This is a genomic window from Bradyrhizobium sp. USDA 4474 (genome assembly GCF_054057515.1).
Genome location: NZ_JBSRZJ010000001.1, coordinates 247,573 through 265,515, shown reverse-complemented (window position 1 = coordinate 265,515; position 17,943 = coordinate 247,573). Strand labels below are relative to the sequence as shown.

The 17,943-nt window shown below is 60.7% G+C and carries 16 protein-coding genes and 2 pseudogenes; 11 read left to right on the top strand and 7 right to left on the bottom strand.

Annotated elements, in window-relative coordinates; translation table 11 throughout:
- Positions 1-220: 220 nt before the first annotated feature.
- Both ACVW16_RS01260 and ACVW16_RS01255 read right to left on the bottom strand, forming a co-directional pair.
- Complete coding sequence (locus tag ACVW16_RS01260; protein ID WP_456705377.1) at positions 221-3,493, bottom strand: adenylate/guanylate cyclase domain-containing protein; 3,273 nt, start codon at positions 3,491-3,493, stop codon at positions 221-223.
- A 539-nt stretch (positions 3,494-4,032) separates the two neighbouring features.
- The gene (locus tag ACVW16_RS01255; protein ID WP_456705378.1) at positions 4,033-4,443 is read right to left on the bottom strand and encodes a hypothetical protein; all 411 of its coding nucleotides are present in this window, start codon (positions 4,441-4,443) and stop codon (positions 4,033-4,035) included.
- 13 nt (positions 4,444-4,456) lie between these two features.
- Here ACVW16_RS01255 and ACVW16_RS01250 point away from each other — a divergent pair, with 13 nt between their 5' ends.
- Both ACVW16_RS01250 and ACVW16_RS01245 read left to right on the top strand, forming a co-directional pair.
- The gene (locus ACVW16_RS01250; protein WP_456802202.1) at positions 4,457-4,777 is read left to right on the top strand and encodes a Mu transposase domain-containing protein; all 321 of its coding nucleotides are present in this window, start codon (positions 4,457-4,459) and stop codon (positions 4,775-4,777) included.
- A gap of 286 nt (positions 4,778-5,063) precedes the next feature.
- Positions 5,064-5,240: a hypothetical protein gene (locus tag ACVW16_RS01245; protein WP_456739250.1), complete on the top strand. Its 177-nt coding sequence runs from the start codon at positions 5,064-5,066 to the stop codon at positions 5,238-5,240.
- Positions 5,241-5,565: 325 nt separating this feature from the next.
- On the opposite strand, the gene ACVW16_RS01240 is transcribed toward ACVW16_RS01245, so the two are convergent.
- Positions 5,566-5,751 (bottom strand): hypothetical protein, encoded by a 186-nt coding sequence (locus ACVW16_RS01240; RefSeq protein ID WP_456739251.1) that lies wholly within the window; start codon positions 5,749-5,751, stop codon positions 5,566-5,568.
- A gap of 176 nt (positions 5,752-5,927) precedes the next feature.
- Positions 5,928-6,092: pseudogene (locus tag ACVW16_RS01235) on the bottom strand (glutathione-dependent formaldehyde dehydrogenase); the annotation flags it as partial.
- Positions 6,093-6,412: 320 nt separating this feature from the next.
- Here ACVW16_RS01235 and ACVW16_RS01230 point away from each other — a divergent pair.
- From ACVW16_RS01230 to ACVW16_RS01220, 3 genes are all read left to right on the top strand, one after another.
- The gene (locus tag ACVW16_RS01230; RefSeq protein WP_456802201.1) at positions 6,413-7,606 is read left to right on the top strand and encodes an L-dopachrome tautomerase-related protein; all 1,194 of its coding nucleotides are present in this window, start codon (positions 6,413-6,415) and stop codon (positions 7,604-7,606) included.
- Between the two features lie 60 nt (positions 7,607-7,666).
- A complete protein-coding gene (locus tag ACVW16_RS01225) occupies positions 7,667-7,894 on the top strand; it encodes a hypothetical protein (RefSeq protein ID WP_456739253.1) in 228 nt (75 codons plus the stop codon).
- Between the two features lie 62 nt (positions 7,895-7,956).
- The gene (locus ACVW16_RS01220; protein ID WP_456739254.1) at positions 7,957-8,481 is read left to right on the top strand and encodes a hypothetical protein; all 525 of its coding nucleotides are present in this window, start codon (positions 7,957-7,959) and stop codon (positions 8,479-8,481) included.
- Positions 8,482-8,996: 515 nt separating this feature from the next.
- Here ACVW16_RS01220 and ACVW16_RS01215 read toward each other — a convergent pair.
- Both ACVW16_RS01215 and ACVW16_RS01210 read right to left on the bottom strand, forming a co-directional pair.
- Complete coding sequence (locus tag ACVW16_RS01215; RefSeq protein ID WP_456802200.1) at positions 8,997-9,173, bottom strand: hypothetical protein; 177 nt, start codon at positions 9,171-9,173, stop codon at positions 8,997-8,999.
- Between the two features lie 27 nt (positions 9,174-9,200).
- A complete protein-coding gene (locus ACVW16_RS01210; RefSeq protein ID WP_456802199.1) occupies positions 9,201-9,515 on the bottom strand; it encodes a DUF2721 domain-containing protein in 315 nt (104 codons plus the stop codon).
- Positions 9,516-9,905: 390 nt separating this feature from the next.
- On the opposite strand from ACVW16_RS01210, the gene ACVW16_RS01205 reads away from it, so the two are divergent.
- Positions 9,906-10,478, top strand: coding sequence for a NuoB/complex I 20 kDa subunit family protein (locus tag ACVW16_RS01205; RefSeq protein ID WP_456739256.1), 573 nt, complete (start codon positions 9,906-9,908; stop codon positions 10,476-10,478).
- Between the two features lie 14 nt (positions 10,479-10,492).
- Positions 10,493-11,362: pseudogene (locus ACVW16_RS01200) on the top strand (MBL fold metallo-hydrolase).
- Positions 11,363-11,481: 119 nt separating this feature from the next.
- Here the strand turns inward: ACVW16_RS01200 and ACVW16_RS01195 are convergent.
- Complete coding sequence (locus ACVW16_RS01195) at positions 11,482-12,678, bottom strand: NADH-quinone oxidoreductase subunit D (RefSeq protein WP_456739257.1); 1,197 nt, start codon at positions 12,676-12,678, stop codon at positions 11,482-11,484.
- 97 nt (positions 12,679-12,775) lie between these two features.
- Here ACVW16_RS01195 and ACVW16_RS01190 point away from each other — a divergent pair, with 97 nt between their 5' ends.
- The 4 genes from ACVW16_RS01190 (at position 12,776) to ACVW16_RS01175 (ending at position 17,937) form a co-directional block, all read left to right on the top strand.
- Positions 12,776-13,804 carry a patatin-like phospholipase family protein gene (locus tag ACVW16_RS01190; protein WP_456739258.1) on the top strand — a complete coding sequence of 343 codons (1,029 nt, stop codon included), beginning with the start codon at positions 12,776-12,778 and terminating at the stop codon, positions 13,802-13,804.
- Between the two features lie 451 nt (positions 13,805-14,255).
- Positions 14,256-14,756 (top strand): 2Fe-2S iron-sulfur cluster-binding protein, encoded by a 501-nt coding sequence (locus ACVW16_RS01185; RefSeq protein WP_456739259.1) that lies wholly within the window; start codon positions 14,256-14,258, stop codon positions 14,754-14,756.
- Complete coding sequence (locus tag ACVW16_RS01180; protein ID WP_456739260.1) at positions 14,753-15,733, top strand: FAD binding domain-containing protein; 981 nt, start codon at positions 14,753-14,755, stop codon at positions 15,731-15,733. Before ACVW16_RS01185 ends, ACVW16_RS01180 begins: the two co-directional genes overlap by 4 nt.
- Positions 15,730-17,937 carry a xanthine dehydrogenase family protein molybdopterin-binding subunit gene (locus ACVW16_RS01175; RefSeq protein WP_456739261.1) on the top strand — a complete coding sequence of 736 codons (2,208 nt, stop codon included), beginning with the start codon at positions 15,730-15,732 and terminating at the stop codon, positions 17,935-17,937. Before ACVW16_RS01180 ends, ACVW16_RS01175 begins: the two co-directional genes overlap by 4 nt.
- The last annotated feature ends 6 nt before the right edge of the window (positions 17,938-17,943 follow it).

Genomic DNA, 17,943 nt, shown 5'->3' with positions numbered 1-17,943 from the left:
TTCGGCCGCCGGGCCCCGCTGCGGGATAAGTTCGAGATCAACGGAACGCCCTTCTTCGGTGAGGAGAATTGGCGCGCTATGTTGTCGATCAAGTTGTGCTCCATGGGTACTGCTGGAGGGTCTTGGGTGCGAATATTTCTTATCAACTATGGGGATGCACTACAGCAGCGGACATCGGAATGGGCCACTAAGACCTTCCGCTTTGGCCCAAGAGCTGTCGTCAGCAGAGTGGGTCTGCCCGCGTGCGTCCTTCTCGTTGAGAAAGTGTTGCCAGGCTCTCGGCCGCCATCAGTTCGAAGGATTTCGCCATTTGTTGTTTCGCAACGAAGAGTGACCGCTCGAAATGAGCCTGCGCTTGCTGGACGTTCGGCGGTTCGAACGCCAGCGCCACCTCTCCGGCGATGCGATGTGCTTCAGCCTCCTGCCAGCACTCGCCACTTTCGCGGATACTCAGCAACGCGTCTTGACTACAGCGTTGCGCATCACCAAGCCGTCCAACCCGAGCGTATGTCGCTCCCAAAGTGCTGAGATACCACGGCGCATAGGCTGTCGCGCCGGTCGATCGCATGACCGAAATCCCGGCCTCGATCATCTCAGCGGAAGCGCAGTCATGCCCCTCGAGCGCGAGTACTCGGCCGCGCAGCAGCTTTCCGTAAGCGTTCCAGAAGCGTGATCCCTTTCCGTCCGCGAGCTGCATAAGCTCGTCGGCGAACTCGGCCGCGGAGTCTAGCTTGCCCATGTAGATCAACGTGAGCGACACATGCGCGAGCGCATACATCAGCGTGGCAGCGTGACCAAACTCGCGCGCTTCGCGGATCGCGCGCTCCACATCGGCCGTCACGACATCGGTGCGACCCAATGCCCATTGTGAAAAGGCGCGCCACGCCAAGGCGGAGACGAGAATATCGTGGCCAAACCGCATCGCCAGCGGGCGGTGTTCGGCTTGATGATACAGCGCCACGGCGCGATCGAGCTCGTGCGCGCCGGCCGTCAGGTCCCCGGCGAGCACAAGGGAAATTCCCATCAAGAGGTGCCCGATCATCATTGGTGTACCTGCCTGACGCTCGTCGGCGAGGGCCTGGAATTGGGCGGCCAGCTCCCGCGTCACATCGGCGTGGAACGACATACGGCTCGCCACCCAGAAGCCATAGAGTACCGAAAAGAGCATGATGGGATCGTCCGTCGTATCCCCAAGCTTCTCCGCGTGTTCGATCAAGGCGCGCGCGTGATTGAAGGCCGCTCTTGTCTCGGGGGCAGCGTGCCCTTTGGTGTGGATCAGGGCGTTGGCGAGCTCGATCTGTAACGCGATTCGCTCATGGCGCAACGAAGCAGTCTCGGGCGACGCGGCGATCAGGTCGAGGGCGCGGGCGAGCTGTTCCGCCGCTTCGACGAGCGCCGATCGGGAAAGCGAGCGCTTTCCGGCCTTGCTCCACAGGTGTGCGGCCTTTTCGAGGAGGCCGGCTTCCGTGCAATGCCGGGCCAGCACTTCCGGCTGGCTCTCGGCGATGTCGCCGAAATCGGTTTCTATGGTCTCGGCGATTACAAGATGGAGCTCGCGGCGCTTCTCACGCAGGAGCGTGCCGTAGGCAGCCTCCTGGATCAGCGCGTGATTGAAGACATAGTTCAAATCTTGTGGCTCGCCCTGGCGAAACAGCAACCCCGCATCGACGAGACGGTCGAGTCCGCGGTTCAGCTCGGACTCCGCTAGTGGCACGATGGCGGCGAGCAGCGCATGGCTGAAGTCGCGACCGATTGCGGCCGCCATCTGTGCAACCTCCTTGGCGGGACCGAGCCGGTCCAAGCGGGCCATCAGGGACGCGTGAAGGGTGGCCGGCACCGGGCTTGCAGCGGCAGGGATTGCTCCGAGGAAATGCGTTTCGGAGCCTGCCTCCAGCACAGCCTTGGTCATCTCCTGGACAAACAGGGGTATTCCGTCGGCGCGATCGATGATCTCCTTGCGCATGTGTGCCGGAACGGGGTGCTCTCCGATCACCTCATCGAGGAGAGCTTCGGTTTCGCGCGCACCAAGGCGGGCGATCATCATTGCCGTGATATGAGGCCGATCGGCCCAGGGCAGTACAAACTCGGGCCGGAACGTCGCAACCATCAGCACGGGCAGTGTGGCAATCGCCTCGATGAGCTGGCCAAGCAGTTCGAGGCTGGTCGGATCGATCCAATGCAGGTCCTCGAATATCATGAGAACAGGATTGGAGCGAGCCTGGCTCTCGATGTCCAGCACGATCGCTTCGAGCATTCGTTGGCGGCGCTGCGCCGGCGTCAGGTCGTCGGTTGAATACCGGCCGTCATTGGCGAGTTGGAGCAGGTCGGCAAGCGCTGCCCTGTGTGCGATAGGTGTGGATGAACCGCCGAGCGTCGTGTCAAACTTGTCAAGCCTCGTTTTCGGATCATCCTCGCGCGTAAAATTCGCGCGCCGTTCCATCTGCTTGGCGATCGGATAAAGCGCCGAATTGGTGTGCTGCGGAGAGCAGTAGTAACGCAGCTGCGTCGGCGCATCCGCGGCCACCCGCTCCAGAATGGCAGCCACCAGGCGCGATTTGCCGATGCCCGCCTCTCCGGCAATGAGAACGACTTGCCCGTCGTTCGTTCGAGCTTTGGACCAGCTCTGCTCCAGCACGGCACATTCGCCCTCGCGTCCGACGAGGCCTCCCAATCCGCGACGATAAAGGGCTTCGAATCGGCCATCGATGGCGTTGGCGCCTTGGACGGCCCAGGCCTGAACCGGTCCAGTGAGGCCCTTGAGCTGTTGTGGCCCAAGACTCGTCAGCACAAATAGATCGCCGAGCAGCCGTCGCGTTGCGTCCGCGATCACGACCATTCCGGGCCCTGCGACGGCCTGCAGACGGGCCGCCAGGTTCGGCGTTTCGCCGACAACGCCGCGTTCCTGCGCCTCTCCAGAGCCGACGATGTCTCCGACAACGACCAGTCCCGTTGCAATCCCGACACGCACTTCCAATCGGCCGGGGGCCGCCGTTTCGAGTTTTCCGACTGCAGCAACGAGCCCCAGCGCTGCCTGCACAGCGTGCTCCGCATCGTGCTCGTGGGCCCGCGGGTAGCCGAAATACACCAGCACGCCGTCGCCCATATATTTTGCAACGAAGCCGCCGTTCTGTTCGACAACTCCTGCGCAGGTCCGATGGTACGCACCGATAATCTTCCGCAAGTCCTCTGGATCGAGCTGCGTTGATAGGGCCGTGGAGCCGACGAGATCGCAGAACATGACTGTCAACTGGCGCCGTTCGGCCGCATCTGGGACCGATTCGGGAGACGTCGCGGAGCGTGCGATGTTGTCGGAGGCGTGCAACTCACGAATTGCACGCATGAGCTTCTTGCGATCGCCGAGGACGATTCCCAGTTCCCGGAGGTCTTGGTCGTTAAGTTCACCCAGGACGGTGGTATCGATCCGATTTTCGAGGAACAGCTGGGCATAGCCAGACATGCCTAGTTTCTCGAGCCACTGTTCGATCTGCTGCATTTCGATCCTCAATCGCGCGGCAATCTGGCGTAGGGTTGTCGCAGGATCAAGCCGGAAATCTTCCAGAACTAGCATCGACCTACTGGATTTCCTTGGGGCGATGACGGCCCTATTGCCTCAAAAAGCAGTCGGTTAACGAATTCACCTACCAAGTCCGCCTCGGCCTTAGATCCGGACGTGGTTTAGGTCATCTCTCCGGAGGTCAAGCCTCCACATGATTTTCTTATCAGTCGGTGAGCTTCCTCCGTTTGCGACCAAACCTTATAAGCTCGCAGATTGCCGCCATTTGCCCATTTCTCGAAAGCTTGTCAGTGGAGGACTGACTCCATTTGGGACCAAAACCTTATCATTCCAGCTACTTCACTCGGCGCCATCTGACGTTTTCGAATGTTCGCCGAAGGTGAAGGCAATCCCGCGAGGCGACTTCTGCGGGTCAACCAGGAAGATAAGAGGCAAACGTTACCGCCCACTGGTCCATATCGTTGCGCGCATGAGCTTCCAAGATGGAGTGATATTGAAGTCGCTCACAATCGCGAACTTCACATCGTAAGAGAAAGAATGCCTCCAGACCCCAGCGCTGGACCTTTCCCGTTCGGGTTGCTTCTTGAGGACTTCAGATAGGCGCTAGTCTCCGTGGCGGCGGCGGCAATCTCAAGGGTGCGATAGGCGGCGAAGATGGATCCATTGTCGGTCAGCCATTGCACCTTGCGCGGAGCGCGGATGTCGGCGAACCGCTGTTCGACACAGTGGACCATCATGTCCCGGATCATCTCGCCGGAGATCCCAGCCGTTGTGGCCACCCAGCTGATGACCTCGCGGTCGTGGGTGGCGACCACCGGATCAGCGAACACCGTACCCCATTCGGCAACGCTGCGGTTCGAGGTAATCAGCAGTGCTGCTCGGCCCTCCAGGCGTAGGTAAGACGCACTTGTCGGCGTCGAGATCGACACGAACAGCTACTCGGTGCCGTGGCGCCTGATTGGCGAGCGCGTGGCGGTAACAATCGCGGCCGGGGAAGTGCGGATCCGCCATGGATTGCACCAGGTTGCGATCCACAAGCAATCGGATGGACGCCGGCTGCGGATCATCGACACCGCCCATCTCGATGGTGTTGCTGGTCGCAATGGCGCGGTCCGCCGGGCTGAGATCGCGGCGCCGCCGACAGGTTCGCGCGCGCGGCCCATCAGAAGCTCCCTCCGACCGCGGCTTCGTATTCGGCAAGAGGGCGCAGCAGCGGTCGGCGTCTTGATGAGGCCGCTCTTTCGCTTGGCGCGGAGCCGGTAGCTGGCGCTGGAGCCCGACGCGGCGCATCTGTTCTTCCAGTTGGTCAGCCGCACCTAGGTTTTCTGACTCCTTGGCATTGTGACCCATCCGCGATGTAGTGGTGACCAGCTTCAAATTTCAACGTAGATCAGCATCTTCACGCTTTTAGCGCGCCCCATCGCTTGACTGCAATCGTGGGTAGACAACGAGAGTGGCGGGACTTCGCGCCTGCAGCACTGAATATGTTTGAGCTGACCCAGTTGAGCGGATATCGTCGCCGTCCCTTGAGTAAAGAGTGGGGCGTGCAATGAGTGGCTTCCAAGCCAAGTTGGAGCGTTTTGAAAACCTCGCTGCGGAGTGCGAGCTGATCGCTCGTCGATCGGAAGGAGGCAATCGCGAACTTTACCAGCGGGCGGGCCAACACTACCGCCGACTCGCCAATGACGTGCGTGCCCTCATCGCTTCGTTCGATCTTGCCGCCTAGACCTTCTTCAACGCCATTAACCAAGCTACGGCGCCTGGCGCTGCGGCCGCCAGCCGGCAGCTGCGAAGACTAGCGCTCTCGCGGCACCGGCCGGGCGGCTAGGTTCCGCTTATGCAAGCCTCGCGTGCCCAAATCGGCACGAATCCGCTCGCTGACGGAGCGCACAGCGCGCTTCTTGCGCCAACTCCCATCAGTTCCAGTCGGAATCGGATTTCCGCGGAGGACAATCAAAGGGCCGTTCCTCTCGTTCACATACACGTCGAACATTCAGCCCCTTACAATGACGCAATGCTTCAGCACACATCGACAAAGTCGCAACGGCCGTCTACGCCGCTGCTTTGCAGCGGCTCAGCTTGCGCATCGCCTGATGAGCGATGTTCTCCAGTGCTCCCAGCGTCTTCCGTCCGCGTTGCGCCGCGCGAAGGAGCCGCACGGCGATGTACTTCCGGCTCACGTGGTCGCCGCCGTTGTTCGGAAGATCACGGCAGACCTCGTCGAGGACGACTTCCATGTTCGCTGCTGCTTTTTCCTCCGTTTCCCCGCTATCCCCTGCATGCCGCCAATTCGATCATCTCGACTAACATCATCCTGATCTGCGCTTCATCTTCGACAAGGAGTATTGAAGCGGGCAGGCTTGCGACCTCAGGTTCGACCCATTCTGCAGCGACCACTTGTTCATAGTTTGGAAATAGCCGGAATGAAGTTGTGGAAGAGATGCAGGTCCGAGCAACAGATGGCACAGCTCGTCACCTTGATGATTGCGTTTCTGGCGTCCTCGATCTCCGGATCGGTAACTGTGTCACACCTGATATCTTCCTTGCCGTGCCAAACTAGCGCCTTCTTGCCGACCACTCCGATTCACGCCCCGCCGAAGCGCGAACTCGTGGACGGGTGACCGGTTTCTAATTCCGGAAAGGTTTTTGGCGCCCTCCTCCGCTTTAATCGGCACATCCACAAAAATCGATTTCGCACGCATTCTGTGTTCTGTTGAGTATGATGATTGTCTTCAGCCGGACTGGGCCAGGTTCTTCGGATTCCACGTATCCCGGTGCGAGGCCGCGATGTTAACCTAGGTTTACGCGCGACGTCTGGGAGCTTGGTTTCGCTCGGCAACAGGAACGATGTCGAAGAGAGAGGATTGTGTGAATTTCTCCAAGTGAGAGGACGGCGCAATGCGTCCAAACCTGTTCGGCTCCTGCGCGGCACTGCTCCTGTCGATGGCCTCCATTGTCCACGCGCAGACGGCGACGGAAGACATCAAGGCCAAGGCGGGACGACTTGTCTCTCCCTTGGTCGACACGCGCGACGATCGCTTGCAAGTGGTCGCCACATTCGACCATCAGGTCACCGGCGTCACCGTGGCACCGGACGGCCGGATCTTCGTGAATTTCCCCCGCTGGACCGAAGACACGCCCGTCTCGGTGGCCGAGCTCCTGCCGGACGGCTCGACCAGGCCCTACCCTAATGAGGGGTGGAACAGCTGGCGCAACGCACGGATGTCCGAGATCTCACCCAACGATCACTTCGTTTGCGTTCAAAGCGTGGTCGCGGACAACCGGGGATCTCTCTGGGTCGTCGATCCGGCGGCCCCCAATGCCGAGAAGACCATCAAGGGCGGCCCCAAGATCGTCGAGATTGATCTGAAATCAAACAATGTGAAGCGATCCTTTCCAATTCCTCCCGGGGTAGCTGGTCCGGGTAGCTATCTGAATGATGTCCGCATCGCGCCCGATGGAAAGTTCGCCTACCTCACCGATTCCGGCTCACCCGGCGGCCTGGTCGTTCTTAACATCGACTCAGGGCAGGCGTGGCGTGTGCTGAGCGAGGATCCTTCAACTCAATTCGATCCCAGCGTCAATGTGATGACCGATGGCCAGCCGCTGCGGCGGCCAGACGGACGGCAACCGCTCTTCAATGCTGATAGCTTGGCGCTGTCGAAGGACGGCAGCACGCTGTATTGGCAAGCCCTGACCGGCAAAACCCTTTACCGAATTCCCACGTCGAGCATCCAGAATCCCGATATGGCAGGTCGTGCGCGTCCCGAGACGGTGGCCACGACAGAGCCGGCGGATGGGCTCTGGACCGGCGAAAATGACGAGATCTATCTGAGCTCGATCGCCAACAACGCCGTCAAGATCATCAACCCGCAGGACGGCAGCATACGCCAGCTGTTGACGGATTCGCGTCTGCGCTGGCCGGATACTTTTTCGCAAGGTCCTGACGGCCACATCTACGTGACCGCGTCGCATATTCAGGATTCTCCCTGGTTCCACATGGCATGGACGGACAAGAACTTTACTTTGTTCAAGTTCATGCCGGGCGATCCCAATGCAACCGCGTCAGACGGCGCTTCCAAACCGAAGTAGGCGACGGCGGGGCCCCGCGACTCAGCCGAGGAGGCGATGGTGCATTGGTTTGAGCCCATAGTGGGCACGCTGTTGATGGCCATCGTCCTTGCCGACGTCTTCCTCACCGTGCTCTATGCGCGCGCGGGCACCGGCATTATGAGCGACCGCCTGGCTAGACTGGTATGGCTCGCAGTGCGCGGAATTGCTTCCAGCCGCAATAAGCATCTGCTTTCGTTCTGCGGGCCGCTTATCGTAGTCACGCTCCTACTCGCCCGGTCTTTTCTGTCGCGCTGGGAGCTGCACTGATTGTCCACCCTCTGCTCGGGACAAGCATCACGAATAGCAACCAAGCCACGCCACGGGATTTCGTGACCGCATGGTACGTGGCCGGAAGCAGCCTTTCGATCGTTGGTGGCAGCAATTTTGGTCCACAAAGCGCCGGCGCGAAGCTGCTGTTTATTTTCAATTCGGTGATCGGAACGTCAGTCATATCGCTCACCGTCACTTACCTGATGCAGATCTACGGCGCTCTCAGGAGCAGAAACTCACTACGCCTCAAAATCCACGCGCTTTCGGGTGAGACCGGTGACGCTGCGGAGTTGCTCGCTCACCTCTTTGCGAACAACCAGCTCAGCGCGTGCTACAACAACCTTTCGGAGCTCGCAGCGGAGCTGACGGACGCGAAGGAAGCCGACCATTTCTATCCTATCCTGTTCTACTTCCGCTTCCCTGAGCCGATCTACGCAGTATCGAGGTCTTGGCTTATCGCGCTTGATGCCGTGTCGCTGATCCGAAGTAACGAGATTAGAACCCGACGTCGGCATCGTGTTGATGCTCGTGAAATCGCGATCCCGTGCGAGGAACGCCCATGGACACGAGGGATTGGCTTCTAGTCAAACCAGACACGGAGACAACCATGACAAGCATGAAACGTATGAGCGCAGCCGCATTGATCGTGATTCTGCCTCTCAGCGCAGCAAGCCCCAGCGTTGCGGCGGGAAGAGGTCCGGGGCGGTGTACGCCACCCGGCGACCAAGCTGTCGGCGCAGCCGGACCGGCTATGAGCGGCGGCCAGTTGATGGCCGGCGTGGGCCAATGCCAGCGGATCGGCAGCTGGCAGCATGGCGACCGCTACGGTTATCGCGCCAATTCGAGATACAATGAGTCCCGCTGGGGCGCGTCCGTTTTCCAATCAGACGAGTACTGAAATCTCAGCTAATGAACTGCCACGAGCGCAGCCGTTCTGGCTGCGCTCGCGCGCTCGATAACGCCGTGATATCTTGGATTTGGAAGGAAAGTCGATCCGGCGGTGCAATTTGCGCAATATCAAGATTCATTTGAATATCGCAACGGGCTGTACGCCTGAAGACCGCAGTGTACGTCGCACGCATTCGCGTCTAAGTGAATTTCATCCAGTCGCCACGTTGCGCGGCTGTTGTTGCGCCACCTTGCCGCTCTCCTGCCCGGTGCTGCGTGCGAGATCAGGGACATCCAGTAGCTCGGCATCGAGCTGACGATGCGTGTAAGCCCCCTCCAGAATAACCAGCACGGTTGCAAGAATGACCAGGCCAAAGCCTCCAAGCAATGCAACGGTGCCGAAGACTTGCAGGAACTAACTGCCTGGAATGATGACGTCTACCGCTCCGGAAACAAGCGTCAGAAGGAAGAGAATCGCTGACAGCAGGCCAGTGAAGCAAGCATAACTCATCAGTTGGCAGCGGTACTTAAAAACCAGTATCTGGTCTTGAATATTATCGCGCCGATCGGCTGGGTGTTCTCCGCTGCGATAATCGCTTATGGTCTGTCGGTAGCGATCGACAGCGGCGTCATAGCGCTGCTGGAGAAAGCCTACGAAGATCCAGGCTGCAAAGATGATCGAGGCGCTGGGCCCAATCGCCTTAAGGATCTCAGAGAGGTGGAAGCTCATCGACTGCAACGGAGGGCAGTTGATAGAGGTTCCTACGACCCGCGGAAGCTTGCCCGATGACAACGTAAAAGCGACTTGCATCCGGTGGTATAGCAAAAGAAGACCTGTCTCGGAATTGCCGGGTCTGCGCCCGAAGCGCGTTGCCCCTCACCTGCCCTGAGTGTCCTACGGAATTAGCTGACGTAGAAGCGCGCCCACCCACGGCGACCGTTCCAAAGCCGCTTTGTGCCTTATCTGTTTGCTGGCTCGCGTGCTCCGAAAAGGATCCACCGCTAACTTGCGATAGACGATCGTCAAACAAATCGGCGCCCAGGAACAACCCAGTGGAGCGCCTATTTTCTTTAGGGTGACGTTGCAATTTTCGTCGGCGGTACGTCCGAGAGCTCGCCAATGACCGACACTCCCTTTCGCACCGATGCTTTAAACAGTCGGCTCCCGCGGCCTGATGACGGGCGGCCGGCGAACGCGCCCGATCCGTACTTCATGCAGACTCGTGACGATCTCGCCGACAAGGGATGTTTGACGGCGACCGCGGAGGAGCTGATCACCTGGGCGGGCACCGGATCGCTGATGTGGATGACGTTCGGGCTCGCCTGCTGTGCCGTCGAGATGATGCAGATGTCGATGCCACGGTACGACGCGGAGCGCTTCGGCTTCGCACCACGAGCCTCGCCCCGGCAGTCAGACGTGATCATCGTCGCCGGCACATTGACCAACAAGATGGCGCCCGCCTTCCGCAAGATCTACGACCAGATGCCGGAGCCTCGCTACGTCATTTCGATGGGCTCCTGCGCCAACGGCGGCGGCTACTATCACTACTCCTATTCCGTCGTGCGCGGCCGCGACCGCGTCATACCCGTCGATATCTACGTCCCGGGCTGTCCGCCGACTGCGGAGGCGCTGCTATACGGCGTAATGTTGCTTCAACAGAAGATCCGGCGGACGGGCACGATCGAAAGATAGCTGGCAGGCAGCACATGACCCAGATCCCTCTTTCTCCCAGCGCAGAAGCCGAACAGCCTGGCTTCGATCTCGATCGAAATGACAACACGAGGCGGATTGTGGCCGATGTCGCCTACCGGCAATTGGCGATCGTCAATTTTCCGTCGGCCTCGAACATGCCGGCGACGGAAATTGGGTGCTGGTCGATGCTGGCATTCCGGGATCGGCCCGGGCGGTCCGCTCCGCCGGCAAGCGCACGGTTCGGCGGCAGCGGCCGCCCCGCCTGCATCATCTTAACGCATTGGTCATTTCGACCATGTCGGCGTGCTCGAGACGCTGGTGGAGGAATGGGACGTTCCGGTCTATGGGCATGCGGCCGAGCATCCCTATTTCGACGGATCACTCGCTTACCCACCGGCCAGTCCTGGGGTCGGTGGAGGCCTGCTCGCATTGCTCTCGCCGCTGTTTCCACCCGGCCGGTCAATGTCGCATCGCGCCTCTACGACCTTCCCGGCGATCACAGCGTACCGTTCATGCCGGAGTGGCAATGGATCCACACGCCAGGACACATCTCACTCTGGCGCGAGCGCGACCGCGTCTTGATCGCCGGCGACGCATTCATCACCACACGGCAGGAATCGGTTTATTCAGTGGTGACGCAGGCGCCGGAGATGCGTGGACCGCCGATGTATTTCACGCCGGATTGGAAGAGCGCGAAGCAGTCGGTGCGGGATTTGGCGGCGCTTGCGCCGGAGATCGCCATTACGGGCCATGGCGCCGCAATGCAGGGGCCGGATATGCGCGCGGCGTTGGAAACGCTTGCCGCACGTTTTGATGATGTCGCCGTTCCCGGCAATGTTGCCGCTGAAGATGCAACGGCGAGAAACGGTGATGGCCACAGGTGATTGTCCCGGCTGAATGACGAGAAAGAGGGCTCGGGAGCCTTTCGCAAGACCGGTGCGCTTTGGGTCGGGTTATCGGCTCCAGGAGATATCGTGCCCTATCGAAGGGCAAAGCATACCTCTTAACGATCGACCTCGCCGAACACGATGTCCAAAGAGCCCAGAATCGCTGAGACGTCAGCCAGCAAGTGCCCTTTGCAGAGAAAGTCCATCGCCTGGAGGTGAGCAAATCCCGGCGACCTGATCTTGCATTTATAGGCTTTATTTGTGCCGTCCGAGACCAGGAACACTCCAAACTCTCCCTTGGGAGCTTCGACCGCGACGTAGATCTCACCCGCAGGAACGTGGAATCCTTCCGTGTAGAGCTTGAAGTGGTGGATGAGGGCCTCCATGGAGCGCTTCATCTCGCCGCGCCGTGGCGGCGCGACCTTGTTGTCCTGCACGAGAACCGGGCCTCCTCCGTCCGAAGACTTCAGCTTGGCGATGCACTGCTTCATGATGCGGACTGACTGCCGCATTTCTTCCATGCGAATGAGATAGCGGTCATAGCAATCTCCGTTTCTGCCGATGGGGATGTCGAAGTCCATCTCGGCATAGCAGTCATAGGGCTGCGCTTTCCGGAGGTCCCACGCGGCGCCGGAGCCGCGCACCATCACGCCTGAGAACCCCCACGCCCACGCCTGCTCCAGCGCGACCCTGCCAATATCCACGTTGCGCGCCTTGAAGATGCGGTTGAGCGAGAGCAATCGGTCGAGATCGTCGACGACCCGCAGGAACGGATCACACCAGGCCTCGATGTCGTCGATGAGCTTCGGAGGAAGGTCCTGGTGGACGCCGCCGGGCCGGAAATAATTCGCATGCATCCGACTGCCTGACGCGCGTTCGTAGAACACCATGAGCTTCTCGCGCTCTTCGAAGCCCCACAGCGGAGGCGTCAAGGCGCCGACGTCCATGGCCTGGGTCGTGACGTTCAGCAGGTGCGACAGGATGCGGCTGACCTCATGATAAAGCACCCTGATCAATTGCCCGCGCCGCGGCACTTCAATGCCGATCAGTCTTTCGATCGCAAGGCAGAAGGCATGCTCCTGGGTCAGCGGCGCGACGTAGTCGAGCCGGTCGAAATAGGGGATGGCCTGAAGATAGGGCTTGGCCTCGATCAGCTTCTCGGTGCCTCGATGCAGCAATCCGATATGGGGATCGACGCGGGCGACGACTTCACCGTCGAGCTCGAGGACGAGCCGCAGCACGCCATGCGCCGCGGGATGCTGAGGCCCAAAATTGATGGTGAAGTTTCGGAGGCTGGCAGACTGTTCGGACATCCTGATTCCGTTCGAGCTGACGCAGGCATCACCCTAGAGGAGATCTGCACCGAGCGGCTTCACACAGGTTAACGGATCGCTCTATTCGCGAGCCTGCGTGCTGGATCGGCAGGTTGGAACGCCGATGCGTGCGCGACGTTCAATCGGCATGGGTGCGGACCAACCTCTCACGGCCATCGTCTTCGCCGGCGGCCTCGGACTTGGCGCCTACCATGGCGGAGCATTCGAAGCGTTCGCCGGCCTGTCCGTGCCGCTCGACTGGGTGACAGGTTCATCGGCGGGCGCGATTACGGCGGCTTTGGTCGCCGGAAGCCCCTATGCCGATCGACTGCAGAATTTGCGCAGCTACTGTTATGCCGCAGGTGGTTCGTCCAAGGGGCCGAATATCAGCCGGCATCCGTTCGCGTGGCTCAACGCGATCAACACGCGCCTGTTTGGCCAGGCCGGCTTCTTTCATCCCCGCCTGCCGATGCCGGCATCTCACTTCGGCGGTCTCTACGATCTCGGCCCGACGCGCGAACGCCTGATAGGCCTGATCGACTTCGGACGCCTCAACAGCGGCGATCCCCGCATCACCATCTGCGCCGCCGATGTCGAAAGCGGCGACCCTGTCCTGTTTGACTCCGCGTCAGCACGGATCGAGATGGATCAAATCCTGGCCAGTTGCGGCTTCCTTCCTGAATTTGCCCCGGTGCAGATCGCCGGCAGATGGCTCTGCGACGGCGGCTTCTCGCTGAACGCGCCGTTCGATCCGGTCCTGGAAACCGCCAGCTCGCTGCGCCTCTACATCGTCGATCTGTTTGCGCGTAACGGCAATGTCCCCGACGGCCTCGAAGCCGCCGCCGAGCGGAAGAGCGATCTGACGTTCGGCAACCAGACCTTTCAGCGGCTTCGCGTTTCCCTGGAAGCCCGCAAGCTTCGCGCCGAGTTGCAAGAGGTGGACCACGAGGACCTCGTTTATCTCCTCAGCTACCGCCCCGGCGCCGAGGAAGCCGGACCAGAAAAATCGTTCGACCTCTCGGCAACGGCCATGACGCAGCGATGGCAGGCAGGATTTCTGGACATGCAACATGCTGGAACCATAGCTGGCATACGAAACGGGATCCGGACCGTCCGGCGGCCATAAATCCTCACAAGAGGCGGGCATACGCTTTTCCTTCAAGAATCCTGGCCTCATTGACACGGACGGCTTCAGACTGACCGAGGAAGGCAGAGCCCACCGCGTAACACGAAAGCAAATGCTCGCGATTACTTAGCCTAAACATGCAGTTTTGCGTACGATGCGACAACAGCCGCTGGGTTTGCGAAAGCCCATCCGGACCAGCCATCATCCTGGGGCAGCGAAAGCCAGCCTTGCCCATGCGGCGCCCCGGGAGAGCCCTGTCGTGTCTGCAACAGGACCGAACTGCCGCGATTGACCACAGCGGGCCCGATTGAAAGTCGTTCTGCCGGGCCATGGATAATCTGGAAGACGCAACGAGCGAATTGACGTCTAATCCACGCATCTATCTGCGAGGCCAGTATAAGAACAATTCGGGTTGCGGCGCGTTGGGGCTCGATCGCAACGAGAGGTTCCGATGCCGCTGACCATCAATGGACGAGCCTGCGACTTTGCCGGTGATCCCCGCACCAGCCTGCTCGATTTCCTTCGCCGGGACTGTGGCCTGACCGGCACCAAGAAGGGATGTGACCACGGCCAGTGCGGCGCCTGCACCGTTCTGATCAACGGCCAGAGGATTAATTCCTGCCTTACCCTGGCGATCATGCACGACGGCGACTCCATCACCACAGTCGAAGGGCTGGGAACACCCGAGAACATGCATCGGCTGCAGGCGGCCTTCGTCCGTCACGACGGCTATCAGTGCGGCTATTGTACGCCAGGCCAGATTTGCTCCGCTGTCGGCATGCTCAATGAAGCGGCGCTCGGCTGGCCGAGCTTCGTCACTGACGATCTCACGACCGACATATCGCTGAGCGCCGAGGAAATCCGCGAGCGGATGAGCGGCAATCTCTGCCGCTGCGGCGCGTATTCCAACATCGTCAATGCAATCGCGGAAGTGAAGGAGGCTGGGTCTTGAGACCGTTCGGATACAGCCGAGCGCACAGCCTCGAGCGCACAACGCAGCTGATTCAGAAGGGCGTGCGGCCGATCGCCGGTGGCACAAACTTGCTCGATCTGATGAAGCTCGAGGTCGAGACGCCAGACGAACTGATTGACATCAACAGGCTTCCACTGGGTGGCATCGAACCGGACGGCGACAGACTGCGGATCGGCGCGTTGGTCACCAATAGCGCCTGCGCCGCCGACCCCCGCATTCGCCGGGACTATCCGCTGCTGGCGCGCGCAATCCTCTCCGGCGCGACCTTCCAGCTCCGCAACAAGGCGACCACTGGAGGCAATTTATGCCAGCGCACGCGCTGCTATTATTTCTACAATATCGACACACCTTGCAATAAGCGCCAGCCAGGCAGCGGGTGCGCCGCAATTGGCGGGTTTAACCGCATGCATGCCATTCTTGGCGCCAGCGAACAATGCATCGCGACCTATCCCGGTGACATGGCGGTGGCACTTGCAGCGCTGGACGCAACAATCGAAATCACCGCGCCGGGCGACATCAAGCGAAGCGTGCCGGTTCGCAACTTCCACCGGCTGCCGGGCAACACACCGCAGCGTGAAAATGTGCTGGAGGCCGGCGAGGTGATTACCGCGGTCCTGCTGCCGGCGCCGGCGGGTGGCCGCCAGCTCTATCGCAAGGTCCGGGAACGTTCGTCCTACGCGTTCGCCCTAGTCTCGATCGCCGCAGTCGTGTGCATGGATGGCGACGTGATCGGTTCGGCGGCGCTCGCTTTCGGCGGGCTGGCGCACAAGCCCTGGCACGATGCGCGCATCGACGAAATGCTGCGCGGTGCGGTGCCTTCGAGCCAATTGTTCGACAAGGCCGCCGACCTGTTGCTCGAAGGTGCGATGGGCCAAGGCGATAACGATTTCAAAATCCCCTTGGTCCGACGGGCGTTGAAAGCAGTGCTGCGCGAAGCAACCGGAGATGCTGCATGACCCGCTCGCTGACCATGGACAAACCGGACGAGCGTAATCGGCTTGATGCAATGCACCAGGGAGTGATTGGCAAGCCGCTTGATCGCCCGGACGGGCCGGCCAAAACCACCGGAACCGCCATCTATGCCGCCGAATACAAAATCGACGGCTGCGTTGAAGGCGTGATTGTCACCGCGACGATCAGCAGGGGTGACGTTACCTCCATTGACGAAGCGTCAGTGATTTCGATGCCCGGTGTGATCGCGGTGATCTCGGACGACCGGATGATCGCGAGGTCAGCGCAGGGTGGTGCCGGAAAGTCGCCCGTCCGCAATGTGCGAAAGGTCCAATATTGGGGGCAGCCGATCGCGGTGGTCATCGCCGAAACGTTCGAGCAGGCGCGAGACGCAGCCAAGCATCTGCGGGTCGAGTACCGGCGGGACGGCGGCGCAGCGTTCTCCCAACACTCGGCCGGTGCACCGGTTGAGCCCCACGGCGAACCGGTGATCCAGGGCGACCTCGACCATGCGGCGGCGCAGGCTGCGCACGCGGTGGATGTCACCTACACGACCGAATCTCACAACAGCGCTCCTATGGAGCCACACGCCAGCATCGCGCTGTGGAATGGCGACACATTGACACTGCATTCAAGCCTGCAGATGTTGAAGTACAACGTGACGGAGCTCGCCGACGCCCTCGGCCTGTCGCCCGACAAAGTCAGGCTGATTTCACCTTATGTTGGAGGAGGATTCGGGTCGAAGCTCGGGATCAGTGTGGATGGCGCCGCTGCCGCCGTCGTGGCGATCAGATTGAACCGGCCGGTGCGCGTGGTGCTGTTGCGCCAGCAAGTGTTCCAATCGGTCATGCGTCGTTCCGAAACGACCCAGCGGTTTCGGCTCGCCATCGACCGCGACGGGCAACTGACCGGCTTTGGTCACGAGGCCAAGGTCTCCAATCTGCCAGGCGAGAAGTTCGCCGAGCCGGTCACCCAGGCTAGTAAATTCCTGTATCGCGGCCAGAATCGCGTGATCAGCATCGATCTGGCGCGGATTCATCTGATGACCGCGGGATCGGTACGCGCGCCGGGCGAGGCGGTGGGTATGCAGGCGCTCGAATCAGCGATGGACGAACTCGCGAATCAGGCCGCGATGGATCCTGTCGAATTGCGTCTCCGCAACATTCCGGACCGGCATCCCAGCGAGGATATTCCTTACAGCTCGCGTAAGCTGGCCGAATGCTTGAAGGAAGGCGCCAGGCGCTTCGGTTGGGACGGCGGCGATCGCCGCCCGTGCAAGCGCCGCGAAGGCGAATGGTGGATCGGAACGGGCGTAGCAAGTGCGGCGCGGGTGCATAATCTGAACGAAGCGCAGGCCCGGGTGACGCTACGTGCCGACGGCACCGCAGAGATCGCCAGCGATATGACCGACATCGGCACGGGCACCTATACCGTTCTCGGACAGATTGCTGCCGAGATGCTGGGGCTTGATCCGGCACTCATAGACGTGCGGCTGGGCGATTCAGAGTTCCCGCCAGGCTCCGGCTCGGGCGGGAGCTGGGGCGCGGCATCGACCGGGTCGGCAGTGCTCGAAGCTTGCGAGGCGATACGCCTTGAACTCGCCGAACGCCTGGGCTGCGGCGAGGACCAGCTCAAGCTCCAGGACGGTTTCGCCGAAACCGGCAACCGACGAATCGCATTCAGTGATTTGCTCGAAGGCAAGCCGATCGAGCAGATCGGCCACTTCAAGCCAGGCAAAATCGAGGACGACTTCTCTGCGGCGATGTACGGCGCGTTCTTCGCCGAGGTTGGCGTCAATGCCTACACCGGCGAATGCCGGGTTCGGCGCTTTCACGGAACCTTCGGCCTCGGTCGCGTGCTCAATAGCAAGACTGCGAAGTCGCAGTGCATGGGCGGCATGGTCTGGGGAATCGGCAGCGCGCTCAGTGAAGAGATGGTGTTCGACAAGCGGGACGGACACGTCGTCAATCCGGACTTCGCCGAGTACCACATTCCGGTCAGCCTCGACGTTCCCCTGCTCGACGTCGTGTTGCTCGACGAGCGCGATCCCGCCGGCAGCCCGCTACAGGCCAAAGGTGCGGGCGAACTTGGCATCTGTGGCGCAGCGGGCGCGATCTGCAATGCGATCTATCACGCCTGCGGCGTAAGGGTACGCAGCTTTCCAATCACGCCGGACAAAATCCTCCTCGCTGGTTTGCCCGAACCCTGAACGCGG